Genomic DNA, 26549 nt, shown 5'->3' on the forward strand with positions numbered 1-26549 from the left:
AAAAAAGCAATTGCACACAAAGTATAGTGTGCGTCAATAATTTTTGCAAATAGTAAATACTCATCCATCAAGGTTTTGTATGTCAGTTGATAATCTACTTGAACCTAGTTCTATAAAGTGCGATCTGAAGCTTCCTGAACAAATCATTGAAACTGATCTTTCAAACTTCCGGGAAAACTTCAATTCTTCTCACTTCATGTTTTCGCATAACCTTGCGGGACACCCTTTGTTTGAGATCCCCCGCTTAGTTGAGCTTGCAAATACTATCCTAAGTCAGGGAAGAACAAATAAAATCCAGTCCTATATCAGCAAAGTCCCTGTTGAGCAAAAGTGGAATCATCGACCTGGAATCAAGCAAATTAGGGAGGCGATCGCACATATTGGAGAATCGGATTCTTGGGTGATGCTTGAAGATGTCCAAGTAGACCCAGAATACGCTGCATTGCTCAACCAGATCATAACTGAACTCGAAATTCTTACAGGCAGACCCCTTCGCAAGGAAATGACGTGGCTAGGTGCTTATATCTTTATTGCTTCTCCAAATTCTATTACACCTTACCACATCGATAGTGAGTTGAATTTCCTGTTTCAAATTCAGGGCGAAAAAGATATGAGCCTCTTCAATCAAAATGATCGTTCTGTACTGAGTGAGGAGGAGATTGAAAAATTTTACATAGGCGACCTGAATGTAGCAAATTATAGAGAGGAGAATCAGAGTAAAGCGAGCGTTTACCATTTGCAACCAGGCAAGGGACTCCATCATCCAATCCTGGCACCCCATTGGGCCAAAAATGGTAATAATGTCTCTGTGGCTTTGAGTGTCCTCTTTTATCTGCGACCTTACGATCTAAAAACCAGAATATATCAAGTCAACAACTATTTACGCAGACTGGGATTGGAACCCACTCCACCAGGCAAGTCTACCTTGCGAGACCGGATGAAAATTTTTGCTCTGGGTCTTTTATCCGATCGCCGGCCGAAAAGTAAATTTACAATACTGCGCTCTGGTGTATTAAGACTTAAATCTATTGAGGGAAGGCTAAAGCAATTTCAACAGGCAGTGAGGTCCCTAAAGCGATAATCATCTGTCGTAATTATTGAAAACAAAGTATATACCACATTAAGATTAGGGTTTTCGATATGTCACTAATTAAACCATCCACGAATAAGCAGAATTCGATTAATTCATTAGCCGATAAAGATATAAAAATGGTTGAGAAGTTTGTATCAGAGCTTCAACAGTTAGATGTAAAGTTATGGATTGAAGGCGATCAATTACGCTATAAAGCTCCTAAAGAAACACTGACTCCTGATTTACTCGCTCAAATGAGAGATCGTAAAAAATAGATTCTAAATTTCTTGAGCCAATCCAATCCTGCTAATGCAAATTCTAATGGAAGCTTAATAGCTCAACCAGAAAAAATGACTGTTGAAAAAGTGGCTAAATTATCCTATAAAGAGTTTGTCAGTCGCTATCTAAACCCATTGTATCCTGTTGTCATCACTGATGCGATTCAAGATTGGAAAGCATTGTCAATATGGACTCCTGAATACTTTAAAAAAAACTATGGTTCAAAAGAAGTAACTGTTGATGCTCAACGCTATCAACTGCGGAATTTTATTGATTTAGTTATTGCTTCAACTGAAGAGAAACCTTGTTCATATCTCAAAGATACTGATATTCCCGGACTATTACCGACCCCTTCAATTGCAGTCACAATGAATTGCCTAACTAACTCAAACTGGGATAGATTTAGCCAAGATTTGACTCGCGATCTGGTTAATTCATTAACTTCTGCCAAAAATAACCAGAGTAGACTCACTATTATTGAATCTAATATTTATTCCTATCTAGACAATCTAGGAAGACTCCTAACATCCCTAGAACCAAATTGAGATTTTTTATTCTTAATGCTATATCTTGGTTCTATATCTTACTCAATTTATATGGTTCATTGGTTTTTTCAAGAATTGTTAAAACTATTCTGGAATTATCATTTTCACGATATTTTTGGTAAAGGATTCACAAAAGATGAAGCATTGACATCTATAGGAGCATTTCTTATGATTAGTATATTGGCTGCATCATTGACATCTAAATTTGTAGAGGTTCCTATGCGTAATTATTTAAAGTCTACAATCTTCGTTAAACAATGAATTGAACGCCAATACTTTGTCAAGAAAGATTTAAATTTAACAACATTGAATAAACTGAGAAAATAATAGAGTTTTATGACCTTATCACCTGTAGATTTCCAATCCAGATTAACTGCGGTTGATTTTGATCCATTTGCAGATGGAGAATTACTTCTAACCGCCCCCGCCACAGAATCACAAAAAGAAATTTGGGCTTCTGTGCAAATGGGGGATGCTGCCAATTGTGCTTATAACGAATCCCAATCTCTGCGACTAAGAGGCAAACTTGATGTCAAAGTTTTCCAGTCTGCGGTGGAAAAGTTAGTACAACGTCATGAAGCACTACGGACAACTTTTAGTACGGATGGTAATACACTCTGCATTGTTGCTTCTCGGCAAATTGAAATCCCTATTATTGATATTTCTAGCCTGGAGCCACAGGAACAACAGGAAAAATTAGCTAGTATCTTGCGACAAGAGGTAGAGCAACCTTTTAATTTGGAACATGGCCCCCTATTTCGGGTAAAAATTGTCAAATTGCAGCCGCAGGAGCATCTAGTTCTTTTGACAGCCCATCATATTATTTGTGATGGTTGGTCTTGGGCAGTGCTAATGCCAGATTTGGGTAAACTTTATTCTGGCTTGCAACAGGGAATTGTTCCTGAACTGGAAGAACCAGACAATTTAAGTGAATATGCGACTTTGCAGGAAGAAGAGGCGGATAGTCCAGAAGCGATCGCCACAGAACAATACTGGTTGCAACAATTTGCTGACTCTGTACCTGTACTGGATTTCCCTAGCGATCGCCCCCGTCCCCCACTGAGAACCTTTAACGCCGCCCGCGAAGATTGGCATTTAAACCCCGAACTAGTTGCCAACCTCAAACAACTAGGAACAAAACTCGGTTGTAGCTTTATGACTACTATCTTGGGAGGATTTGAGGTTTGGCTACACCGTCTGACAGGTCAAGACGACTTGGTTGTTGGTATTTCAGCCGCCGGACAAGCTGCTTTAGGTCAATATAATCTCGTAGGTCACTGTGTAAATTTATTACCCTTGCGTAGCCAAGTTAATGGCGAAAAATCTTTCAGCGACTACTTGCGATCACGGCGATCGGCTGTGTTAGATGCCTATGACCATCAACAATTTACCTTTGGTAGTCTGGTCAAAAAATTAGTATTACCACGGGATTCTAGCCGCATTCCCTTAGTACCAATTATATTTAATGTCGATCAAGCCTTAGATAGCAATCAACTTCCATTTCTGGAGTTAGAGGTAGAATTTTTCTCGAATCCACGCGCATTCGAGAATTTTGAACTGTTTATCAATGCTACGGAATTGCATGGTAAGCTGATCTTGGAATGTCAGTACAACACTAATTTATTTGACGCTGACACTATCCGCCGCCGGATGGCGGAGTTTGAAACTTTGTTATTGGGCATAGTTGCTAACCCTAATCAAAGTATTGCTAAATTGCCAATTTTGCCAGCAATTGAGCAACAGTTATTAGCAAAATGGAACAATACTCAAACAGCTTATCCTCAAGATATCTGCATTCACCAACTGTTTGAAACTCAAGTGGAGAAAACTCCTGACGCGATCGCTGTAGTTTTTGAAGACAAACAAATTAGCTACCGCGAACTGAATCTGCGAGCCAATCAGCTAGCCCATTATCTTCAAAGCTTAGGAGTCGGGTCAGAAGTTCTGGTTGGTCTGTGTGTCGAGCGTAGCTTGGAAATGGTTGTAGGAGTTTTAGGCATTCTCAAAGCCGGAGGAGCCTATGTACCGTTAGATTATGCTTACCCTCCAGAACGTTTAGCTTTCATGTTGCAAGATGCTCAGGTGTCAGTGCTACTAACACAGGAGAAGCTAAAATCGGGGCTACCCAACCATCAAGCAGAGATTATTTGCCTTGATACCAATTGGCAATCCAAAGATTATGGGTTGGATAACCCAACACATAACATCACTTCCAATAACTTAGCTTACGTCATCTATACATCTGGCTCAACAGGTCAACCGAAAGGCGTTCAAATTCAACATCGGAGTGCTGTCAATCTCCTGAATGCCGTCGCTCAAGAACCCGGTTTAACCGATGAGGATACTCTCCTCTCTGTTACTAGCCTATCCTTTGATATTGCCGTTTCAGAAATTTTTCTACCCCTGTCTGTAGGTGCGAAGTTGGTGTTGGTAAGCCGTGAAGTTGCAGCTGATGGTACTCAACTTTTAAAAGCGCTAACCACCTCCAGGTCAACCTTTATGCAACCGACGCCAGTTACTTGGCGGCTATTACTGGCAGCCGGATGGCAAGGAAGTCCTCAACTCAAGATGATTTCCACAGGCGAAGCCTTACCTAGAGACCTCGCAAATCAATTATTACCTAAAGGAGCCTGTCTGTGGAACCTCTACGGGCCTACAGAAACAACAATTTGGTCAACAGGCTACAAGGTGATAGCGGGAAATAAAGCAATAGGTATTGGTTGCCCTCTAGCTAATACGCATATCTACATTTTAGACTCCCATTTACAACCCGTTCCCATTGGTATATCAGGTGAGTTGTATATTGGTGGCGAAGGACTAGCAAGGGGATATCTTAATCGTCCCGATCTGACTGCTGAGAAATTTATTTCTAATCCCTTCAGCCCAAACCCTAAATCGCGCTTATACAAAACTGGAGATTTGGCTCGCTATTTACCAGATGGACATATTGAATACTTGGGTCGGATCGACTATCAGGTAAAATTGCGTGGTTTCCGCATAGAATTGGGTGAAATTGAAACCGCACTCCTGCAACATCCAGAAGTAAAAGAAGGCGTTGTAATTATTCGAGAAGACACTCCTAATGAGAATAATTTAGTAGGTTATATTGTTGCGGAAACTGGTCAAGATAGCTTGCAAGTGATTTCGCAGTTGCGTCGATTCTTGAAACAACAGCTTCCTGACTTTATGGTGCCAACGATCTTTATGGCATTAGAAGCTATGCCGTTAACCCCCAATGGCAAAGTCGATCGCAAGGCATTGCCAAAACCCGATGCTTCCCGCCTAGAACTGGAGGCAAATTATGTAGCGCCTCGCACTCCCATTGAGCAGCAAATTACAGATATCTGGACACAGGTTTTGAATGTCAAGCAGGTTGGGATTTACGACAACTTTTTTGAACTGGGTGGATATTCTCTACTAGGAATTCAAGTGGTTTCTCGACTGCGCCAAGCCTTGCAAGTAGAAATTCTCATGTCCAATTTATTTGAATTACCAACGGTAGCAGATTTGGCTGAACGAGTGGAGACTCTGCGTTGGGCAAGCCAAGGTGTTCAGGCTGCTGAGAGTGAAACAGCTGATGATTATGAGGAAGGTGAGCTATGAAAACATTAGATGAACTACTATCTGAACTACGTCAGCGCGATGTCAAACTTTGGCTAGAGGGCGAAAGCTTACGCTACCGAGCGGCAAAAGACAGTCTCACGCCGGAATTGCTCACCGAGTTAAAAACTCAAAAAGCCGAAATCATCAACTTTCTTCGACAAATTACTACAGCCGCCAATTCACAGATTCCCCCAATTGTCGCTTGTGAACGGAATGGCAACTTGCCGCTTTCCTTTGGCCAGCAACGGATATGGTTCCTCCATCAATTTGAACCTGATAGTTCCTCAAATAATATGCCCGTTGTGGTGCGTTTTACGGGGAATCTCAATGTTGCTGTCTTAGAGGAAAGTTTGAGAGAAGTCGTCCGCCGTCATGAAGTTCTGCGGACAACTTTTCCCGCAGTGAATGGCAAGCCCACTCAAGTCATCGCCACCGATGTTTTCTTGACGCTGCCAATAATTGACTTGCAGCAAGTATCAAATGAAAAACGAGAAGCGGAAGCTCACTCACTGGCAACTAAAGAAGCTCATCAACCCTTTGATTTAGGTAAGGGGCCGATTTTGCGGTTGCTACTGCTGCGGTTGAGGGAGCGCGAGCATCTGCTAATCTGGAATATGCACTGTATAGTTTGTGATGGCGCTTCTTCTGATCTGTTCTATCAAGACTTCACTACCATCTATAAAGCATTTTCGGTAGGCAAGGCTTCTCCTTTACCTGCCTTAACTGTGCAGTATGCTGATTTTACCAATTGGCAATATCAGTGGCTCCAGGGAGAGGTTTTAGAGTCACAGGTAAACTACTGGAAGCAAAAGCTAGAAGGCAATTTACCCATCATTGAGTTACCTTACGATCGTCCCCGTCCTCATGGTGTGCAAACCTATCGAGGCGATCGCGCTGCCCTGCTGCTATCAAAAGCGCTGAACCATGCCCTGACAGACCTGAGTCAAAAATGGGGTGTCACCCTCTTCATGACTCTACTGACAGTGTTTGAGCTATTGCTCTACCGTTATTCTGGACAAGAAGACCTACTCATTAGCTTTGCAAGTGCAAGTCGAGGACAAGTTGAAACCGAGGGGTTGATTGGATTTTTCTCTAATACACTTGTACTGCGGAGTAACTTTGCAGGGAACCCAACTTTCCGAGAATTGTTAGACCGAGTGCGTAAGGATTGCTTACAAGCTTATACCCATCAAGATTTACCCTTTGAGAAGCTAATTGAAGAACTTAGACCAGAACAACGAAGTCGCAATACTTCGCCCCTGTTTCAGGTAAAATTCTCCCTCAATCCTCCTTGGTCTAATGGTCGTGGAATGGGAGCAGTGCAACTATCTGATTTGACTATTACTTCTCTATTTGGCTACATCTATCATGGTAAAACCAAATACGATCTGACATTAGTCTTGCGGGAACAGGATAATGGTCTGGGCATGGTATTTGATTACAATGCCGAGATGTTTGATGCCAATACCATAGAGCGGATGTTGGGACACTTCAAAACTTTACTCGAAGGTATTGTTACTAATCCCGATCAGCTGATTGCCGAATTACCCCTGTTGACAACACCTGAACAACATCAATTGTTGGTTGACTGGAATGGCAAACAGGCTGATTATCCCCAGAATACTTGTATCCATCAGTGGTTTGAGGCTCAAGTCAAGCGAACTCCAAATAATATTGCAGTAAGTTTTGAAAATCAGCAACTAACCTATCAGGAACTCAACCAGAGGGCAAATCAACTAGCCCAATATTTGCAAACTCTAGGGGTAAGATCGGGGGTACTCGTCGGTCTTTATGTAAAGCCTTCCCTAGATATGATTGTGGCGCTGTTGGGTATTTTGAAAGGAGGAGGAACTTACGTACCGATCGCTCCGACATCTGGGCAAGATGGTCTGGCTTTCATTTTAGAAGATGCCCAAATATCCTTAGTGTTAACCCAAAGCTCATTGGCTGAGAAATTCTCTGAGCAGCAGGCACAAGTTATCTGTTTAGATAGTGATTGGGAAGCGATCGCCGTACACGCGACTGAAAATCTAGGTTATCATACCACAGATCAGACTCTCGCCTGTGTGATGTATGTGTCCGATTCCAATGAAAAACCCAACGGTATAGCCATTACCCACCGTAATCTTGTCATCCACAGCCTAGCAATCAGCGACACCTGGGAGTTGACCGAGAGCGATCGCCTACTACTCATACCTAACATCAGTTGCGATTCTTTCATTGAATCACTTTTCCCCACTTGGATTACTGGTGCTACCGCAATTCTCCAGTCTCAAGAGCTACAAAACTCGACGACGCAGTTTTTCCCATTGATTGATCAACAACAGATTACCGTTGTTAATCTACCTACTTATTTTTGGTATGAGTTAGTTAAAGAGCCATCTGTGTCTCCACAAACTTTGCCAGCGATTTTGCGGTTAGTCATGGTTGGTGGTGAAAAAGTCTCACGCAATGCTTATTTAACTTGGGTAGAAAAAGTTGGCAAGCAAGTACGCTGGCTTAATGCCTATGGATCACTAGAAACAACTTTAACCGCCACTATTTACGATCCGGAAGCTGCCACTGAAGCCAGTAACACGCGGTCAGAAATTCCTATAGGAAAAGCGATCGCCAATACCCAAATCTATATTCTCGATCAGCGATCGCAACCCCTACCAATTGGCGTTACTGGCGAAATCTACATCAGCAGTATCGCTGTTGCATCAGGCTACTTTAACCGTCCTAACTTAACATCTGAGAAATTTATCCCCAATCCCTTTAGTAGCGAATCTGGGGCATACCTTTACAGAAGTGGCGACTTAGGACGCTACTTAAGTGATGGTAATATTGAGTTTCTTGGTCGTCTAGACAATCAGGTAAAAATTCGCGGCTTTCGCATTGAGTTGGCTGAAATTGAAACAATTTTGGGTCAATATCCAGGCGTGCAAAAAACTGTGGTGATTACCAAAGAAGATGTTCTGGGGGATAAAAGTTTAGTTGCTTATCTTGTTCCTAAACAAGGGGAGACTTTTGGAAGTGAGCAACTGCGGAGTTTTATCCAGCAAAAGCTGCCTGAGCATTTGTTGCCTTCTGCATTTATCATAGTAGATTCTCTCCCATTGAATGCTAATGGTCAAGTTGAACGCAAAGCCTTATCTACACTTAATCCAACTAATTCTAAAATAGAAAAAACATTTGCCACAGCAGAAGACCCATTGCAACTTAAATTAACAGAAATCTGGGAAAATGTTTTAGGAATTCATTCGATTGGAATAACAGACAACTTTTTTGATTTGAGTGGACACTCACTACTTGCAGTACATCTGTTTTCTCAGATTGAAAAGACATTTGAATTAAATCTGCCCTTAGCTATTCTCTTGCAATATTCAACCATTGAGCAATTAACTAATTTTATTCGCCAGCAAGGGTTTTTGTCAGAAAGCCATAACAAGATTCAGACTAGTACTAGTACCAACTCAGGAAAATCGATACCTTGGCCATCACTAGTACCAATGCAGCCCAACGGTTCTAAGCCACCTTTATTTTGTATCCATGCAATTGGTTTAAGTGTCCTCTACTACCGAGATTTATCACTTAATTTGGGTGAAAATCAGCCATTTTATGCACTACAAGCACGAGGGTTAAATGGGAAAGAAGCTCCCTTTACCAAGCTTGCAGAAATGGCAGATCATTACATCAAAGAGATACAAACTATTCAACCTGAAGGCCCTTATTTTTTGGGTGGCTCCTCCTTTGGCGGACTAGTAGCTTGGGAAATGGCTCAACAACTAGTAAAGCAAGGTCAAAAAGTAGCTTTGTTAGCTTTATTTGATACCACTGGCCCAAATTATATTAAACAAGCGCCATTAGAAAAGCGAGTTTCTCAGCATTGGGATAACCTGACAAAACTTGGAACTAATTACGTGCTTGAGCAAATAAGGAACAAAGGCTTTTGGCTGAAGTATAAACTTCAAGAAAAGTTCCGAACATTAATCTTTAAGTTTTCCTTAAGAATCTGGCGGACTGTACCTTATAACTACCGTAAATTAACAATCGAAGAGGCCAATAAACAGGCAGCCAGAGAATACGTTCTAAAAGCTTATCCAGGTCGAGTCACTGTATTCCGAGCAGAAGAGCGCTTTGCATTGGAAAAACGAGAGGTTGACCCCAAAATGGGTTGGAGTGAAATGGTCTTGGGAGATTTGGATATTCAAAATGTCCCAGGAAACCACGACTCTATTTTTAGAGAACCCCATGTCCGAACTTTATCTGAAAAAATGAAGGCTTGCATAGATCAAATTATTCTAGAAACCTGAAATTATGTTACATCTTCGTGTAGAAATATAATAAAGTTCTACAATTTGAACGCCTAGAACCATTATATTCCCGTTAGTGTCAATATTCATCTCCATAAATAAAGTTGTACAATTTCTGGAAGATTCTTAAAATTAATAAATAAAAAAGTTGTATAATTCTTGAAAGGCTTAATTGTCAAACATTTCAAGCTATTGATATAAGTATTTTTATTGCGATCGCATAGTTCTGATCTTAATCCACACCTGTGTAGACAAATAAAACGGTTAAACAATTTCAGAGAGTATCCCTTGATGTGCTTAATTTTAAGCTGACAGGACTTACGCAAATAATAGCCAAAACCCCAAAACCCTAATTGTCAGCTTGGGGCAATTCATGAATTGCCCCAGGGCGTGTGTAGTTTTGCATAAGTCCTAGCTAAAAAAATAACCCGATTAAACAATTGTTTCAGCCATTTTCCGACAAGTGTTTGAGAACCTTATACAAACAGAATTTTAAAAAGACTAGCTAACTCTAGCTTTACCTGGCGCGATCGCATTTCAAGTAGCAAGTTCAACAACTAATTTATGCTGCCAATGCGATCGGGCTACTCTTTTTAGCTTCGCCTCGCACCAACATTAGTATCTATCTGCCAAAACTACTTCCTGTTACGGTGTATTTCACTTTCTAACAGTGAACGTTGGTATAAAATCCACAACCATATCAAAAGATATTAAGTATAATAATTTATACAATTACTTGGCTTGTACAGTTATCAACAGCTGTTTTAAGCAAACTATGAGTGTGTCCAATAGCTGATCTAGAAAACCCAATATAAACATTAAGGGCAAACGCCTACGGTAACTGAGATGTTAAAAGCTTTCTTTGCTTTATTAGGTTTAAAGGTGACTCTTGAAGAATCTGCGTAGGTAAGCTGCAATCAATAATCATCTTTACCACCCTATCTTTAAGCAAATACACGATATTTGAGGCAACTAAATTATTACTTAGGCTATCTTAGTGATTAATATGAGATTACTTTAAAATGACAAGCAAACATGATAATTTTTAGTAAATTTTTATTGATTTATATTAATATACATAAAAATATTTATATGTGAACTTTCCTACTGAAAAAATGCTTCTATAGAATTTGCTAAAAATTTTATCATCAAGATATGAGTGATCCGGTCAATAGCTGGATTTAAGTCACATCCAAGCAAGCAATGGGAGAAATATTTACCTTGATGTTGGATTAACTTTGGATTGAGAGCTTCTAAAGATTCTTGACCATAAAAATCAAATATAAGCTTTGAAAAACCATATTCGTCAAATTTAAACTTCCCAGCAGGAAAGATTTGCAATAGCCCTTTACTCACTAAGTAACGCTGGTACTGAGCGCGAAGCCAAGCCAAGCCTTTAAAGGCAAAATTACTATGAATCAGCAAGTTAATATCATTTGTCAGCGTGAAGAGTGTTTTTAAAGTCTGATTTGCCAAACTTTTTATATCAGTAACTACTAAACAATTATCTAAGTTTGCAGCATAATAATGTATGCCTTTCGATTCAAGTGCAACAGAACTATCGCACAGAACGACACCATGAGTTGGACAAACCAATATGCCAGGTACTTGATGTGTTCTATGCCAGTAAGGCTCACCATATTGTTGGGTATCTTTTTCTAAACATTCAGGACAAAATTTTAAAAATTTTTTTGACTCACCACTAGAGCCATTAGCCACCTTAGCAACCTCTAAAATAGAACCACTAAGTTTTTTACTCATTGAGTCTTTTAATGACCAAGCTTCCTGTGGCATTAAGAAAGTTGCATAAAAAGGGTATAAAGTATGATTTTGCAGTAAATTACCGACTGTTTGGTAGGAGCGTAAAGGTAAGTTTTTAACTAAATAATTTAAGTGATTAGTTAAAGTAATCTTGCATACTTGTTGAGAACTATAACCGAATAGGTCTAAGTCAGTTTGCTTAAAACTTCTATTACCACTCCGAATGTGGTATCTAGCTAAAGTACTATACAAAAGTTCATCTGGATAAAGAGTTGGGAAGAAACTAAGCATCGATAAGCGAAATATTTATAAAATCTTCGACTGGATTTTTGATTATACCAGCTAATTTCAAATCTTCGTATGCAGGTTTTTTCTCCTTCTTGGCATTTTCAACAATTCGTCGAATGTCATTTCCTTGATATTTTGGCTTTAATTTAGCTTTCCTTATATTTGTCTTAACAAGATTCTCATTTACTTTTTCTCCTTGCAAAGCAAGAGTATATGCTTTCCTGACTAACGATCTAATATCTTCATCTTCATCACTAGAAATCATTATTTGTTCTGCACATTCTTTTGCTTTAACAGGTTCTACTTCCAAATTCAAAAGTTCAATAATTACATCATTTAGCTTTGGCGATATTTTATGCTGAGTCTGCTGCTTCCTGGCTAATCTCCGAATTTCTTTAAAATCTTTAGAATCAATCTCAGATAGACATCTATTTTCATATTCTGTAGTTTCTAGAGGAGCAATATCTTTATACTTAATCATCCAATCCTTATCACCTGACCTAATCGCATCCAGCATTGGCTTAACTAAATACAACCCATCTTTAGCAGCTTGACGAATCAGGTCTACAGTAATAGTTTCTTTACCACCTATTGAAATAGCTCTCCATTGAACCATTTTGTAAAGCTTGACGGCAATATCAATAATTCCTTGACTTTCGTTATAGAAAACTTCGTTAATTTCATCTGAGAAAGGAATTGGCATTTTTGTCCATTGGTAGTCCCACATCCCTTCCATGAAAAAATACCATTCATCATCGTTTGCCATTCTGTCCCAAATTACACTTCCCTCTCCCGTTCCTCTCCTAGCATTTCTAAAATTTCCTTGAAGAATGGGGAAAGCCTCATTTGTGCCAACGCGAATTACTGGAATTCCTACAGTGTTGTCCATTTTTACTAAAAAGTTCAACATATCGGAGCTACTTCTTCTTGCTGTAACAAGATTCTGCATCTCATCTATGACCAAAGCTCCTAAATGATGAGTATGGGCAATCTGAGCAACTTGAGCAAGCATATAATCTTCAGAGTTGCGCGATGAACCAAATTTTTTGAAGTAGTTAGTACCCAACAACCTGTCAACAGCAAGAAAAATATCAGTGCACAGACCCTTCAAAGAACCCGCATGAGGACAATCAACCTTCAACCAAACTATCTGGTAGACACTATGTTCAGGGTGAAGAATGACTGAAGGATAGAGATTAAGAATATTTTGAAAATTTGTAGACTTCCCCATTCCTGATGGGCCAATCAGGGTTAAACCGGAAGCAGACGTAGGAAGATTAACATAGTTTTCTAAGTTTTTACCTCCCCCGTCTTTTATTGCATTATAAATTTGCCTAGAGCGACTTGCATATTCAGGCTTTAGAACATTCCGAGCCAGATAGCCAGTCATTATGAGCGCACAAATTCTCTTCTGTAATTCAACAGTTTTATTTTGGGGATCAAAGTATCTAGAAAGCCTCTCGATGCAATGAAATCTATAACGAGCTTCTAGCTCCCTCTCTTCATCATTAAAATCTGGCGTTCTTGTTACTTTATCTATAAATTCGTCTGCTGAAAGGATAGGAGGTAGTGCCTGAATCAATGGGTTAGCGTTATACTCTGGAAGTTTTTGATCTATGTATTTGGCAATAACCGCTAATTCTCCATCAGGAATCCTAACAACTTCACCCTCATTATTCCTGTCCACGTTTTCGCTCCTGTCTCTTGCGTCTTAGTAAATTCATATGGTCAGGCTGCAATGATTTTGATGCCTCTGAATCTTCATCTTCAGCCAAAGGCTGATTATTTGTAGCCTCAACAATGTTTTGTTTTTCTTGCTTTGCTAGTTCAAATCCCTCACTTTCACGCCTTTTATCTTTTTCAAAAGCTCTATTATCTCGGATACCAGCAACTTTTTTTCTGTTACTGATTTTCTCATCTAAAACTTCTTCAGTCTCTTCTTTAGCTTTACTAACTATACTTTCTATGTTTGCTATTAAATCTACTTTTCCTTGTAGCTGTTTACCGTAATTTTTTTGTTTTTGCAGTTCTTCAGATGCCTGTAAATATTCTATGTCATGTAAATTTTTATCAGAGTATCTTTGTTGTGAATCTAAAAGAAAACACTTTTCAAAATCTCTGCCATCGGGAGAGCGCACATAAATATAGTTGAGTTGGCGAATATCATATGAAACATTCAATGATTTTTCTGATTTAGAAAGCAAACCACTTCTAGATTTTTCAAACCAAAATTCTTTTCTTGCTTTATTACAGGTATAGTATATTCCTTTAAATTTAATACCACGAGCAGTAATTGTTGCTTGCCCTGTTGGCATTAGGTTTAACTTGATAATATCTTCTGGAAAAGTTCTGAGTCTACCAGAACGATTTGCTATTCCCCACTCCCACAGTTCTCTGGGTATCGGATTTATATCATCAGCAATCATCATCTCATCTCTACTGTAATTACTTAAATAGTCATGATTGTTCCGTTGGAGAATTAAAAAAATAATTATTTTAGTAAATTCTTCTATATCAAGTCTGCCATCAAGGCGGTAGTCATGCCCTCCTCTCTGCCTAAAATCTCTGTCTATATAACCGGGAACAAATGGTTTTACATACCCATGAATAATACGAAATTGTCTTTCAACTAAACCTTTCCAATCTGCTCGATAAGGAGCAGCATTTTCAATGCGAACGTTTAAATTAGGGATTAATGTTTCTACCTTCATGCCTGCTAATTCACCTCGATCGCCCAAAATAGCATCAGGAACATGCTTGCATGGCCAATCACTTTCAGAAATTTCAATACCATATTCTCGGCAAAACTCTACCTTGTCTGTAGCAGCATTGGCTAAAGCCATCATGGCTCCTGCCCAAGATGGCCCTTCCAAGCCAACATAAACACCCGTTATCATACGGCTAAAAACATCAATAACTACATAGATAATAGGTCTACCAATAATCCAGTTACGATTGTATTCTGATACTAAGTATACATCTGCAATTGTGGCATCAATTTGATATCTCGACCCAGGACCCATCGTTTCCATTTGCGAGGTTCCTGTAATAGCCCGATGCTCAAGAGCATACTTTCTAGAACCTTTACGAGATATAATAGTTTTCCTAATATCAGTTTGTTCTACTTCATACCAATATTTAAACTGAGTAAATGTAGGTTGTTTTTCTGGAGGGATTAAAATGCTTTTTTTCACTCCATTCTCATCATAATAAAAATCCTCATGGTAAAAATTTTGTATCATCAAATTATAAGCAGTAGTTAAAAAATTCTCTTTAGGATTGTTGTAGAACTTAGTAACTGCAAATCTAAAGATTTTTTTATCCTCCTCTGTGACATTTACCCCAGTACCAATTTCTTGGTCATGTGCATATTTTCTTGGTCTTCCTCTCTTCTTGTCTCCTGATGTTTTAGGTTTTCCTCTACCACCAGAATTTGCATAATCAGGCAGAAGAGCATTTTTATTTTTACCCCTCTGCCAAAATCTTCTTAAATATTTATAAACACTTATTTCTACTAATTTACCTTTACTTCTATCTGCATTATATTTTTCAATAGTCTGCTGAACTAAAGCACCTCTATAATCTCTATAGTAAACCGAGGGTTCTTGAGTAATGATAAATGAAATTATTTGCCAAGCTCTATCTCTCAGTCCTTTTTCCTTCTCTGACAAATCTTCATCTCTGACTATTCTTGCCCACGGATCTGATTTAAGCTTCAATGCACGACTATCAGAAATAGCTTCTATAATCTCTGAAATTTTTTTATGTTCTGGAAATCCTGTTTTAGTATTTATATCAAAAACAAAGGCTATAGTATATCCTTCATCAATCCAAAGAACTCGTTCTACGAAGTTATTACCTGATTCATCAATCCATTCAATCAAGTCATTGACAAATAATTCATTAATCATGTAAAGCACCTCGTATTATTTTAAATAATCTTTTTAATTTCTTTTGAAGAAGGGGAACTAGATATTTTGGTTAGTAACATATCCATAATGATTTCTTTCCGAGCGATAAGGTGTCTAAAAAGATAGAGGCATGTACCATGCTCTATATTCATGTCTTTATCTAAACCCGTTGTTATTCGATTGATGCTTGAATCAGCTTCCTGAAGCTTGGACTTTAAAATGTTGGCAATGTTACGTAGTTCTTCGAGATTTATATCTGCATTTTCCTCTAATTTATAAGCAGTATGAACCCACTCAATATTTTCCGCTAATAGTTTAGGAACTTCTTTTTCTGTAATTATTCCCCAATCAATACCTTTGGCAGCATAGTAACGCTTTTCTAACTCAAATTTTTCAGCTACAGACTTACTTCCCAAATCCTTGGTTAGCTTAAATGTTCGTGCTTTCTGGACTATCTTTTCGCCTTGCCTGACAGAAAGCATAAAATCCGTGGTTAAAGGATAGGGAGTATTACTTTGAGGGTCTTTGGGATGGTTAATAGCCATTTCTTCTGCGATACTCATTGATAAGTCAAGGTCAAGTAGAGGAAACTGCTCTCTTATATCTACAATCGCATCAGACCACTCAAACACATAAAATAGCCGCTTCTCGTTATCAGAAAACAGATGATGTTCTCGGTTTGTTTTCCAACCTGGGGGTCTGGAAACACGACCCTTTGAAGGAAAATCCTGAATCTTTATCCAAGGCTGATAGTCTTTACCAGTACCCTGACCACGCCCTTCCTTGAAGTAACGCTCAAACTTGGCTTGCGTCCAATCTTGATTTCTTCTAGCCATAAAAACTCCTGTAGATGCTCACATACACACCTACAGGATAAATTGTACAACTTTTTTATGTATTGTATAACTTTTTTATTTGTTATACGACTTTATTATTCTCCTACAACAGCTACTACCTCTATTAATAGATTATTCCACCGTTACAGACTTGGCCAAATTCCTTGGCTGATCGACATCCAAACCGCGACGGGCGGCAATATGATAAGCGAACAATTGTAAAGGAACTACTGTGAGCAGGGGGGAAAGTAACTCGTCCACATGAGAGACAGGAAGAAGATCGTTAAAGATTTCCGCAGCTTCGCCATCGTTGACGGGAGTCACGCCAATTAACCGAGAATCTCTGGCTTTTGCTTCTTGGGCATTAGAAATAACTTTTTCGTACACACTACCAGGTATTGCGATCGCAACTACTGGTACTTTCGCATCTAATAGAGCGATCGGGCCATGTTTCATCTCTCCAGCCGGATACCCTTCGGCGTGAATATAGCTGATTTCCTTTAATTTCAACGCCCCTTCTAAAGCAATAGGAAAGTTAATTCCTCTTCCCACAAAAATGAAATCTTGGGTTTCGGCGAATTCGTGGGCTAGCTGTTCAGTTAAACGTTCCTGAGTTTCCAAAGTTGCCTCGATTTGTTTGGGAATCTGCCATAACCCATTAATAATCTTCTCTAAAATATCTTTTGAAACTGTCTGACGACGAGCTGCTAAATCCAATGCCAAAGCATAAAAGACCATCAGTTGGGCAGTGAAAGTTTTTGTCGCCGCTACCCCAATTTCAATTCCCGCTAGGGTACTAATGATATGCGATACCATATCACCAAGGCTGCTTTCGGGTCGATTGGTAATGCCCAGTAGTCGCGCTTGATATTTGGGTTCTTTCCCCTGGCGACGTTCTTTTTCCATCGCCAAAGCTGCTAGGGTATCGGCGGTTTCACCTGATTGGGTAACGCCAATGATCAACGTGTTAGCCGTCACAGGTGATGGTGCATAACGATACTCAGAGGCGTAATGTACCTGAGTTGAAATTCCTGCTAATTGTTCGATTAAATATTTTCCGATTAATGCTGCGTGCCAACTAGTACCACAGGCGACGATTTGAATTTGTTCTAAATCGTTATATAAATCCGCAGGTAAACCTAGACTGATTGGCGATTCGGTAGATTCGGCTGGATTAAAGTATGCTTCTAAACTAGCTCTTACTACCCCTGGTTGCTCATGGATTTCTTTGAGCATGAAGTGTTTGAATCCCTGCTTTTCTACCATTGCAGGATTGAAGTTGAGCAGCCGGGGTTGTTTTTTCAACCTGTCGCCAGCAAAATTGTAAATCTCAACGCCCAAAGGTGTGAGGCGGGCAATTTCGCCATTTTCCAGAGGTAACACTGCACGGGTGTAGGAAGCGATCGCTGGCGTGTCAGATGCACAAAATAACTCCCCTTGCCCAAAACCAATTACCAAAGGTGCTTGTTGGCGGACAACAATCAATTCATCGGGGTAGTCAGCAGAAATAACGGCGATCGCAAATGCCCCGCGCAAGTGGTTAACGGTTTGGCGAATTGCCTCTAGGAAGGGAGATGAGGAAGATGAGGGAGGAAGATTTTTTAAAAATTCGGCTATGAGATGGGGAATGACTTCAGTATCGGTTTCAGAACGAAATTCGTGTCCTTTTCCTTTGAGTTCCTCGCGTAACTCGCGGTAGTTTTCGATAATGCCATTTTGCACCACCGCCACTCGCTTTGCCGTATCCATGTGCGGATGGGCGTTGTACTCTTCTGGTTTACCATGAGTTGCCCAGCGTGTGTGACCAATACCAATTTGGCTAGGGGTTTCTATTTGTTCCAGTTTAGAACGCAGGTTAAGCAGTTTGCCCTTTGCCCGTACACAATTTACCTCACCTTCCCAAATAGTGGCGATTCCAGCAGAATCGTAGCCCCTGTACTCTAGTTTTTCCAGCCCAGCCAGTAAAATCTCTGTCGCCGCTTGAGTGCCTATATATCCAACGATTCCGCACATTGTTCACACCGCTTTTTTTAGGATGATTAAATCCAGTATGTCTAGTTGGTAGCACAAACTTGACGTTTTGCAAATAAAAAAGGGAGTAAATTACTCCCTCTACCACTAAGTATTGCTAAAGATGCTTGCTATTAAGAAACTTTAAAATTCTTGAGCGCTGAGTTCTGAGTTCCGTTAGCGGATAGCTAGGGTTTAGCCCGTGCTGAGTGAAGAATCAAGAAATTGTTTTTTTGATTTACTTCTTTTGCCTTAGAACTCAGGACTCAGCGATAACTCTGATCGGAGGCTTTTTTTGATGGTCTATATCACTGCCAAGAGGCGCAAAGGCTTGCGCCTCTCCCTTATTTCCAAAGGAGACAAAGCAACCGTTCTAGAAGGAACGCTTGAGCAGTAGACCCGCATCGCGATCAGAAGTTCAATGACTCAGCACTGAGCTTTTTAGTAAGCCAGACCCATACTGCGAGTTGTTTCAGCGCCCAGGTAAACCCGGATGCTCAAAAAGTCGGTGGGACAAGCGGTTTCGCAGCGCTTACAGCCCACGCAGTCTTCTGTACGGGGTGAAGAGGCAATTTGAGCAGCTTTGCAGCCATCCCAAGGAACCATCTCTAGTACATCAGTAGGGCAAGCGCGGACGCATTGGGTGCAGCCAATGCAGGTATCGTAGATTTTTACGTTATGAGACATTGAAAAAGCCGCTCCTTCCGAGTGTTCTTCTCTGCGAAAGAATCATAATCAACGCACAGTTTACCGCAGTGGTTGATAGGCCGTAATCAAAAGGCTACATAACTTCAAACAATGTAATGAACACCCTTGATATTTGTTTTTGCGAGATTGTCCCGATTGACTTATTAATTAGCAACATCATTGGAGCGTATTTACCCCACTGATATACCATAATCGGGTTGAATCGTAAAGATAAATGAAACAAAAGTCAATCCAAAAGATGAGATGGGAAAGTTATCTATTCCTCAGTCCCCAGCCCTTAATCCCTAATCCCTATTTTAAGACCGACTCTTCAGTAATTCTGTTGGTGGTGTTGTGTCTGTTTTCAGTAGCCCGGTCATCCGATCTACTATATCTTCTGGTACTAGTGGGCGGGATCTGAGATCATTTTGTAGTGAATGGGCGATCGCAGTCAGCAATTCTAAGCGATCGCTCACCGATAACTTGTATATTTGACTTTTTAAGTCTGGCAATCTCATAATTTTTAGATTTCAGAGGATTTCAGAAATCGCAAATTCATCATTTCTTATAGCAGCAATTTCTGTAGGAATCTTTGGCTCACTAACCATCACTTCCAGTTGTTCTTCGGGATTTTTGGCATCAGCCAATTTATCTTTTGTATACTCACTTTCTCGGATTTGTCGAGCAATACTTTCTAGCAGCCAAAGTTGTTCTTCCACAGACAAGGCAAGGACGGAGCGCTCAATTTCTAGTAAATTCGGTGATATCATTTTGCTTCTGATTCCCAGGAAGGTATATTTTCAAAGATATTATATTTCAGTCTATCTGGTTAACCTAGAGCATCGCAAATTCCCAATCATTTTCCCCACACCTATCTTTTTATAAATCAAATGAGATTGCTATAAATAATCAAAAGCCAGTTTGATGAGTTTTTAATTAGGTATTCGTGCTGAAGCAAAATCTACGCTAAACTGACTACATGAATTACGAAACAGCTCGCAAACTCCTCATAGATCAGACAATCATAACCGAGGAAAACCCAGATGCGCTGTTAACGCGTATGAAACAGGGGAAACCGCCGGTACCCGGTCAGATCACCTCGATTTTATTGGCATTGAAAGTGGTGTTTGAAGCCCTCAAAGATGCAAAGAACCTAGACCGAGAACTGGCTTTGACCCTTTATCAGTTAAGCATTAAGGCGCAACAGCTATTTGCGGCAGGGCGTAAAGCCGGGGTTGATTGGCCGCCACTACTGCAAGAAGATTTGCTACGAATTTCCTTAGCATCTGAAAGTATCTTTTCGGGTATATGGCAAACCCTAACTCCTGTAGGGTTGGGTAAGTTATAGAACACAAATTCAGTAATCTTTAAACGAGAAGAGATGAGGGGGATGAGGGAGACAAGGGGGACAACGGGAATAACCAATGCCCAATGCCCAATGCCCAATGCCCATTAACGATTTTTCAGTTCACTTTCTAACTTATCTAGGTCAGTTTTGAGCAAAATCGTCATTTGACCGGTAAAAGCTTTGCCCGTCTTGGGTTGGGCAATTTCCACCCAATATACATAGCGATCGCCTACTCGTAATTCTCCCTTTAAAGCTTCGCGAATCGGAGTTTCGGCAAAACGCGCCGAGTTAATTACCTTCTGGTTGGGATACTGGTACACGACTTGGGCGCGATCGTAGTCTTGATAAATCTCCAAGCCATAAATCACCCGCAAGGATTCCTGGAGACGCGTAAATGTCATGCCGTTAATCGCATCATACATGGCAATGCGCTCACTGCGAATTTTGCCACGGTCTTTAGAAAATTCTATTCTACCGGGAGGCAATACCGACGCTTGAAAAGTAAATCGTTGAGCAGCAGTATCAGTCTTTTGCACAAACAATTGTTCCCCACTTCTGGGGCGGAGTGTGGGATGTGCTTTAATCCAGGTGCCTACTTCCTCTGTACTTTGTCCTGGTAAAGCATTAGCTTGGGAATTAAAAAGCGTTCCCACGCACAGCCCGGTTGCTAGAGAAAAAGGCAAAATCAAACAGTTAAGCAGAGATTTTTTCAGCATTTTCCGATTCAGGACTTTCATGGAAATTTCCCTATTAGTGGAGTAACCATAGTTTTCCCGTTTTTCAGCAAGATTATTTCAATGTGTCACAGCGATCGCCCCGAGAAGCCGAATCTCCTGCCTTTGCAAGAACTACGGTGTACACACAAGTCGAAAAAAGCTTTAAAAATAAGGGGAACGCTGTTATTGCAAGTTACAGCAGAATTCAAGTATTTGAACCACACCTGTCGTAGGGGCACAGCAATGCTCATTGGCATCCCTACCCTGCGGGAAGGCGAAGCGCCTATGGGTTTAAAAACGCTACGAATTAATGGATGATTTAATTTTTTCCTTAATCTAGATAATGTTCAGCTATTTTGGTAGATTAGGGCGATTTTGGTAAGGAGAGGCTCTGTCAACACCAGGAGGATGAGGTGGAACACCTAGTGCATCCTTTAACTGTGCTTCACTAACTCCTAACTTTGCCGCAGCAGCTGCAAAATTAGGTCTGGGTGGACGTTGATTGCGATCGCCTTGATTTGGAAAATTGGCAGGGACTCCCAACGCATCCTTTAACTGTGCTTCACTAACTCCTAACTTTGCCGCAACTGCCTTAAAATTAGGTGTGGGTGGACGCTGATTGCGATCGCCTTGATTTGGAAAATTGTCAGGGACTCCCAACGCATCCTTTAACTGTGCTTCACTCACTCCTAACTTTGCCGCAGCAGCTGCAAAATTAGGTCGAGTTGGACGCTGATTGCGATCGCCTTGATTTGGAAAATTTATAGGGACTCCCAACGCATCCTTTAACTGTGCTTCGCTAACTCCTAACTTTGCCGCAGCAGCTGCAAAATTAGGTCGAGTTGGACGCTGATTGCGATCGCCTTGATTTAGAAAATTGGTAGGGACTCCCAACGCATCCTTTAACTGTGTTTCACTCACTCCTAACTTTGCCGCAGCAGCTGCAAAATTAGGTCGAGTTGGACGCTGATTGCGATCGCCTTGATTTGGAAAATTTGCAGGGACTCCCAACGCATCCTTTAACTGTGCTTCACTCACTCCTAACTTTGCCGCAGCAGCTGCAAAATTAGGTCGGGGTGGAGGCGGCTCTTTCTCCGATGGTTGGTTGAGCGGTAGTTGCACCTGTGCAATTTGATGGAATTGATTAGCGGCATTTGCTTGATTGAGTGAAATAAAACCAAATGTGCCAACCAGAACAGGAATCCCTGTCACGACTAGTACTCGACGAATATTCATCATTAAAATCTCCAAAAGTTTATATTTCTAATTAAGTCATCTCAAAATGACAGCCTGCCCTATTTCTGAATTACAGTTTTGTCATTTGAGTCACGAATCCTCTGGCAACATCATGGCTGAGGGCGAGGCGAAGTGCAAGGGTTTTGAAATCCAAAACTTTCAGATCCCCTGAAGTTGATATATAAAAGAGCAATTTTCAAATGACCATTTACTTTTATAAGGTTTGGCAGCCTTATGGCTGTTTTTCTAACTTTTCTCTCCACGGAATCCACATCCAGGGTACTTACTGGCCAACGGTTGAGCATTATTATCAAGCCCAAAAGTTTGTCGGCAGCACAGATGCGGCAATTATACCCCTGATCCATGCCGCCGCCACCCCAGAAGAAGCTGCTGCTTTGGGAAGATGTAGCGATCGCCAACTCCGTCGAGACTGGAATTTAGTTAAAACTCAAATTATGCGAAAAGCTGTACTCAAAAAGTTTCTCACTCATGCTGATATTAGAGAAGTTCTCCTGAAGACAGGCGATGAGATTTTGGTTGAAAACTCCCCAACCGATTCTTTTTGGGGCTGTGGTGCTAATCAAGCAGGTCAAAATCATCTCGGTAAAACTCTCATGAGTGTGCGTGAAGAAATCCGTAATTTCTTATCCTTAACGGTATTTTACGAATAGTTTCATCAAAATAGTTACATTCAACATAAAATCAGCAATTACACAGGGAATAGTAAAAATCCCTAGCCAAAAATATTTGAAAAAGTTGCTAATGATTTAGTTATTTTTTTAAAAAAATCAGAATTAATTGGAAAAATGGGAAAAAATCGGAAAAATTTTTCATCTTAAAGCAATCATGAAGAAATTAGTTGAGTGATTTCACTGAAATAGTTTGGTGATTGAGAGTATAAAATTAATAGGTGTCTCGGATTAATATTTTCTCAACTTTAGACAAGCATTGTAAGTTGAAAGTTCTTATCAGGACAATTATAAAAAAATTATACTTCAGTCATACTGTATATAAACAATGACATTTACGAAGAAACCAAACGAGTTGGAGCAAAGCTTAGTCCAAAAAAGTCTACTGCACCGGATGATCAAACAGATCAGGCGATCGCTCGACCTCCAAGAGATATTAACGACTACCGTTAGCCAAGTGCGTTTATTTTTGGATGTAGATCGGGTGAAAGTGTATCGCTTTAATGCTAGTGGTAGTGGTGAAGTCGTTGCTGAATCTATTCATGAGCAACGTCTGCCATCCTTATTGGGGTTAAACTTCCCAGTTGATGATATTCCAGAAGCCGCCAGACAGATGTTCGTGTTAGTAGGGCAACGTTCGATTGTGGATGTGCCAAACGGGAAGATCGGGCTATCGCCTGTAAAGTCAATAGAATCTGGCAAACATCTAGAAAGTAATATCTACTATCGGCAGGTAGACTCGTGCCATATTCAATACCTAAAGGCAATGGGCGTGCAGTCTTCGTTGGTAATGCCAATTTTACATTCCGACCTCCAAGAACAATCGGCAAAGCCGAAATTGTGGGGATTGTTGGTAGCTCACCACAGTGAACCGCGAGAGATTTTGAAGCGGGAACTAAAAATATTGCAGGAAGTTACTGACGAAGTAGGGATCGCGATCGCTCAAAGTAATCTCCTCACTCAAGCCCACGCCAAGCAAGAGCGAGAAGCGACTATTAACCGAGTTACCACACTATTACATAAACTGCCGACAATCCAATTGCAGAGAGCGCTAAAACAAGTTATTACTGCCTTTGGTGGAATAGGTGGCAGGCTTTACATTGAACAGAATAGTGAACTATACACCTGGGGCGACCAGCCGAAACTCCCCTATCAGTTAGATAACAGTATTATCGAACAGCATCTCGTATGGCAAGACTGGATGGCTGAGTGTAAACCAGGTAATGTTTGGGCAAGCGATGACCTCTACAAAGAACCACGTTTGCGAGTTTTGGCTTTAGGATTCCGTTCTACTAAAATTCGCGGACTTATGGTGATTCCGCTACATTACCGCGAAAAATTTATTGGTGTATTAAGCATTTTTCGGTCTGAATTTGAAACAGAAGTCTTGTGGGCGGGACGATGTGAAGAAAATCGGCGACAAGTGTTACCCCAGCTTTCCTTTGAGCTTTGGCGAGAGCAAAAAAAGGGGCAATCATCTGAGTGGAAACCGGAAGAAATCTTATTAGCGCAAGCCTTATCCGAGCATTTCTCAATGGCAATTGAGCAGCACCAAATGTATAAAAATGTACAGATGCTCAATGTAAACCTAGAATTGAAGGTGCAAGATAAAACTGCTGAACTCGAAAAATCATTACTGCTTGCCAAAGTCCTCAAGCAAGTCACAGAGCATATTCGCCGCACATTAGACTTGCAGACAACTCTGCAATCCATCGTCCAGGAAGTCCGTCCCCTGCTAAATTCAGACCGAGTGCTGATTTTCCAAATGAAGACTAAATCAGTGATTGTGGAAGAGATTAATGGCAATTGGCAGTCAGCTTTGGGATTGAATGCACCGCCGGAATGCTTTCCTGATGAGTATACCCGTCTATACTGTCAGGGCAGGATAAAGGCAATTAACAACGTTTCAACGGCTGCTTTAAGTGATTGTTATCGAGAGTTTTTGCAGAGTCTGCAAGTGCAAGCCAACTTAATAGTTCCGATTAATATCGGTATGGAACTATGGGGCTTACTAATTGCCCATGAGTGCAACGCTCCCAGAAATTGGCAGGATACAGAAATTGATTTATTGCAACAGTTAGCAGATCAGGCTGCGATCGCCATTCAACAAGCACAACTTTACGAACAAACCTGTAATGCCGAAACTGAATCCAGAAATCAAGCTGCCCAATTAGAGCATTCCCTATATGAACTCAAAGAAACACAGACAAAATTGATTCAGATCGAAAAAATGTCCGGCTTAGGACAGTTGGTGGCGGGTGTCGCCCACGAAATCAACAACCCCGTTAACTTTATCTACGGGAACCTGTGCCACGCCAGTGACTACACCGAACAGCTGCTAGAAATTTTACGTCTCTACCAGCTACACTATGCCCATCCCCATAGTGAAATTAGCACCGCGATCAAAGCAATGGACTTTGACTTTTTACTAGAAGACTTCCCGAAAATCATCACCTCAATGCAAGTAGGAACCGATCGCATCCGCTCAATAGTACTGTCATTACGCAATTTTTCTCGCTTGGATGAGGCTGAAAACAAGCGCGTTGATCTGCATGAAGGCATTGACAGCACCTTATTAATTTTGGAACATCGGCTGAAAGGAAATGCTGAATTTCCCCGCATTGAGGTAATCAAAGACTATGGCAACATCCCACTGGTGGAATGCTATGCCGGCCAAATGAATCAGGTATTCATGAATATTCTCAGCAATGCTATAGATGCCTTGGGAATGGGGAATGGGGAATGGGGAATGGGCAATGAGGAAATGAGAACAGGAGACAAAAGGGACAATCAGTATAACCGATGCCTAATACTTCGGGAACGCTCAGTAGAAGTGCCCACTATCCACATTTCCACTAAACTCTCACTAGATAAATCTCGTCTGTTGATTCAGATTAAGGATAATGGGTCTGGAATAACTGAAGAGGTGAAAAAGCGAATTTTTGACCCGTTTTATACTACCAAACCTGTGGGCAAGGGTACAGGATTGGGACTGTCAATTAGCTATCAGATTATTGTCGAAAAACATGGTGGAATAATGGAGTGCATTTCCGAACCTGGCAAAGGTACAGAGTTCTGGATTGAGATTCCCATCAAACCTCTAGCTAAAATAGTTAACTAGTTGACTCGTCTCAGGTCTAAAGACACTGATGCCCACAAGGCTTAGTACAGAATTTCATAAGTTCATAGCGAATTAAAATTGGCAAAACTCAGCGCCCCTCTGCGTTTAAAAAAGCTACACATTTCGGAAAAGCTGTACTTAGAACTTGCAAA

The 26549-nt window shown here is 40.6% G+C and carries 18 protein-coding genes; 8 read left to right on the forward strand and 10 right to left on the reverse strand.

Annotated elements, in window-relative coordinates:
* The first annotated feature begins 79 nt into the window (after positions 1-79).
* The 5 genes from V7K36_RS00545 to V7K36_RS00565 all read left to right on the forward strand — a co-directional run bounded on the left by V7K36_RS00545 (position 80) and on the right by V7K36_RS00565 (position 9794).
* Positions 80-1081 (forward strand): hypothetical protein, encoded by a 1002-nt coding sequence (locus tag V7K36_RS00545; RefSeq protein ID WP_335112292.1) that lies wholly within the window; start codon positions 80-82, stop codon positions 1079-1081.
* Between the two features lie 59 nt (positions 1082-1140).
* A complete protein-coding gene (locus V7K36_RS00550; RefSeq protein WP_335112294.1) occupies positions 1141-1347 on the forward strand; it encodes a hypothetical protein in 207 nt (68 codons plus the stop codon).
* A 75-nt stretch (positions 1348-1422) separates the two neighbouring features.
* A complete protein-coding gene (locus V7K36_RS00555; RefSeq protein WP_335112296.1) occupies positions 1423-1896 on the forward strand; it encodes a cupin-like domain-containing protein in 474 nt (157 codons plus the stop codon).
* 336 nt (positions 1897-2232) lie between these two features.
* On the forward strand, positions 2233-5499 hold the full coding sequence (locus V7K36_RS00560) for a non-ribosomal peptide synthetase (protein ID WP_335112298.1): 3267 nt from the start codon (positions 2233-2235) through the stop codon (positions 5497-5499).
* Positions 5496-9794 carry an amino acid adenylation domain-containing protein gene (locus V7K36_RS00565; RefSeq protein WP_335112300.1) on the forward strand — a complete coding sequence of 1433 codons (4299 nt, stop codon included), beginning with the start codon at positions 5496-5498 and terminating at the stop codon, positions 9792-9794. The genes V7K36_RS00560 and V7K36_RS00565 overlap by 4 nt, the downstream gene beginning before the upstream one ends.
* A gap of 1104 nt (positions 9795-10898) precedes the next feature.
* Here the strand turns inward: V7K36_RS00565 and V7K36_RS00570 are convergent.
* The 8 genes from V7K36_RS00570 to V7K36_RS00605 all read right to left on the reverse strand — a co-directional run bounded on the left by V7K36_RS00570 (position 10899) and on the right by V7K36_RS00605 (position 20057).
* Positions 10899-11846 (reverse strand): TnsD family Tn7-like transposition protein, encoded by a 948-nt coding sequence (locus tag V7K36_RS00570; RefSeq protein ID WP_335112302.1) that lies wholly within the window; start codon positions 11844-11846, stop codon positions 10899-10901.
* The gene (locus V7K36_RS00575) at positions 11839-13530 is read right to left on the reverse strand and encodes an ATP-binding protein (RefSeq protein WP_335112304.1); all 1692 of its coding nucleotides are present in this window, start codon (positions 13528-13530) and stop codon (positions 11839-11841) included. The genes V7K36_RS00570 and V7K36_RS00575 overlap by 8 nt, the downstream gene beginning before the upstream one ends.
* A complete protein-coding gene (locus V7K36_RS00580) occupies positions 13517-15754 on the reverse strand; it encodes a Mu transposase C-terminal domain-containing protein (RefSeq protein ID WP_335112306.1) in 2238 nt (745 codons plus the stop codon). The genes V7K36_RS00575 and V7K36_RS00580 overlap by 14 nt, the downstream gene beginning before the upstream one ends.
* A 20-nt stretch (positions 15755-15774) precedes the next feature.
* Entirely contained in the window at positions 15775-16590 is an 816-nt protein-coding gene (locus V7K36_RS00585) for a TnsA endonuclease C-terminal domain-containing protein (protein ID WP_335112308.1), read from the reverse strand.
* Positions 16591-16722: 132 nt separating this feature from the next.
* A complete protein-coding gene (gene glmS / locus V7K36_RS00590) occupies positions 16723-18603 on the reverse strand; it encodes a glutamine--fructose-6-phosphate transaminase (isomerizing) (RefSeq protein ID WP_335112310.1) in 1881 nt (626 codons plus the stop codon).
* A 438-nt stretch (positions 18604-19041) separates the two neighbouring features.
* On the reverse strand, positions 19042-19287 hold the full coding sequence (psaC, locus tag V7K36_RS00595) for a photosystem I iron-sulfur center protein PsaC (RefSeq protein WP_334827542.1): 246 nt from the start codon (positions 19285-19287) through the stop codon (positions 19042-19044).
* Positions 19288-19604: 317 nt separating this feature from the next.
* On the reverse strand, positions 19605-19805 hold the full coding sequence (locus V7K36_RS00600; RefSeq protein WP_335112312.1) for a hypothetical protein: 201 nt from the start codon (positions 19803-19805) through the stop codon (positions 19605-19607).
* 12 nt (positions 19806-19817) lie between these two features.
* Entirely contained in the window at positions 19818-20057 is a 240-nt protein-coding gene (locus tag V7K36_RS00605; protein ID WP_334827548.1) for a hypothetical protein, read from the reverse strand.
* Positions 20058-20266: 209 nt separating this feature from the next.
* Between V7K36_RS00605 and V7K36_RS00610 the strand changes: the two genes are divergently transcribed.
* A complete protein-coding gene (locus tag V7K36_RS00610) occupies positions 20267-20635 on the forward strand; it encodes a Dethiobiotin synthetase (RefSeq protein ID WP_334949077.1) in 369 nt (122 codons plus the stop codon).
* A 104-nt stretch (positions 20636-20739) separates the two neighbouring features.
* On the opposite strand, the gene V7K36_RS00615 is transcribed toward V7K36_RS00610, so the two are convergent.
* Both V7K36_RS00615 and V7K36_RS00620 read right to left on the reverse strand, forming a co-directional pair.
* Complete coding sequence (locus V7K36_RS00615) at positions 20740-21351, reverse strand: hypothetical protein (protein ID WP_335112344.1); 612 nt, start codon at positions 21349-21351, stop codon at positions 20740-20742.
* A gap of 351 nt (positions 21352-21702) precedes the next feature.
* Positions 21703-22590, reverse strand: a complete 888-nt coding sequence (locus V7K36_RS00620) for a hypothetical protein (RefSeq protein ID WP_335112314.1) — start codon at positions 22588-22590, stop codon at positions 21703-21705.
* 197 nt (positions 22591-22787) lie between these two features.
* On the opposite strand from V7K36_RS00620, the gene V7K36_RS00625 reads away from it, so the two are divergent.
* Positions 22788-23258 carry an NADAR family protein gene (locus tag V7K36_RS00625; protein WP_335112316.1) on the forward strand — a complete coding sequence of 157 codons (471 nt, stop codon included), beginning with the start codon at positions 22788-22790 and terminating at the stop codon, positions 23256-23258.
* A gap of 346 nt (positions 23259-23604) precedes the next feature.
* A complete protein-coding gene (locus V7K36_RS00630) occupies positions 23605-26397 on the forward strand; it encodes a GAF domain-containing sensor histidine kinase (RefSeq protein WP_335112318.1) in 2793 nt (930 codons plus the stop codon).
* Positions 26398-26549: the final 152 nt, after the last annotated feature.

It is taken from the genome of Nostoc sp., assembly GCF_036919555.1.
Classification (GTDB): Bacteria; Cyanobacteriota; Cyanobacteriia; order Cyanobacteriales; family Nostocaceae; genus Nostoc.

Coding starts and splice junctions, on each gene's coding strand:
- psaC (WP_334827542.1), bottom strand. CDS start 19,287: ATGTCTCATAACGTAAAAATCTACGATACCTGCATTGGCTGCACCCAA.
- V7K36_RS00610 (WP_334949077.1), top strand. CDS start 20,267: ATGAATTACGAAACAGCTCGCAAACTCCTCATAGATCAGACAATCATA.
- V7K36_RS00615 (WP_335112344.1), bottom strand. CDS start 21,351: ATGCTGAAAAAATCTCTGCTTAACTGTTTGATTTTGCCTTTTTCTCTA.
- V7K36_RS00565 (WP_335112300.1), top strand. CDS start 5,496: ATGAAAACATTAGATGAACTACTATCTGAACTACGTCAGCGCGATGTC.
- V7K36_RS00585 (WP_335112308.1), bottom strand. CDS start 16,590: ATGGCTAGAAGAAATCAAGATTGGACGCAAGCCAAGTTTGAGCGTTAC.
- V7K36_RS00605 (WP_334827548.1), bottom strand. CDS start 20,057: ATGATATCACCGAATTTACTAGAAATTGAGCGCTCCGTCCTTGCCTTG.
- V7K36_RS00550 (WP_335112294.1), top strand. CDS start 1,141: ATGTCACTAATTAAACCATCCACGAATAAGCAGAATTCGATTAATTCA.
- V7K36_RS00600 (WP_335112312.1), bottom strand. CDS start 19,805: ATGAGATTGCCAGACTTAAAAAGTCAAATATACAAGTTATCGGTGAGC.
- glmS (WP_335112310.1), bottom strand. CDS start 18,603: ATGTGCGGAATCGTTGGATATATAGGCACTCAAGCGGCGACAGAGATT.
- V7K36_RS00630 (WP_335112318.1), top strand. CDS start 23,605: ATGACATTTACGAAGAAACCAAACGAGTTGGAGCAAAGCTTAGTCCAA.
- V7K36_RS00570 (WP_335112302.1), bottom strand. CDS start 11,846: ATGCTTAGTTTCTTCCCAACTCTTTATCCAGATGAACTTTTGTATAGT.
- V7K36_RS00625 (WP_335112316.1), top strand. CDS start 22,788: ATGACCATTTACTTTTATAAGGTTTGGCAGCCTTATGGCTGTTTTTCT.
- V7K36_RS00545 (WP_335112292.1), top strand. CDS start 80: ATGTCAGTTGATAATCTACTTGAACCTAGTTCTATAAAGTGCGATCTG.
- V7K36_RS00620 (WP_335112314.1), bottom strand. CDS start 22,590: ATGATGAATATTCGTCGAGTACTAGTCGTGACAGGGATTCCTGTTCTG.
- V7K36_RS00580 (WP_335112306.1), bottom strand. CDS start 15,754: ATGATTAATGAATTATTTGTCAATGACTTGATTGAATGGATTGATGAA.
- V7K36_RS00555 (WP_335112296.1), top strand. CDS start 1,423: ATGACTGTTGAAAAAGTGGCTAAATTATCCTATAAAGAGTTTGTCAGT.
- V7K36_RS00560 (WP_335112298.1), top strand. CDS start 2,233: ATGACCTTATCACCTGTAGATTTCCAATCCAGATTAACTGCGGTTGAT.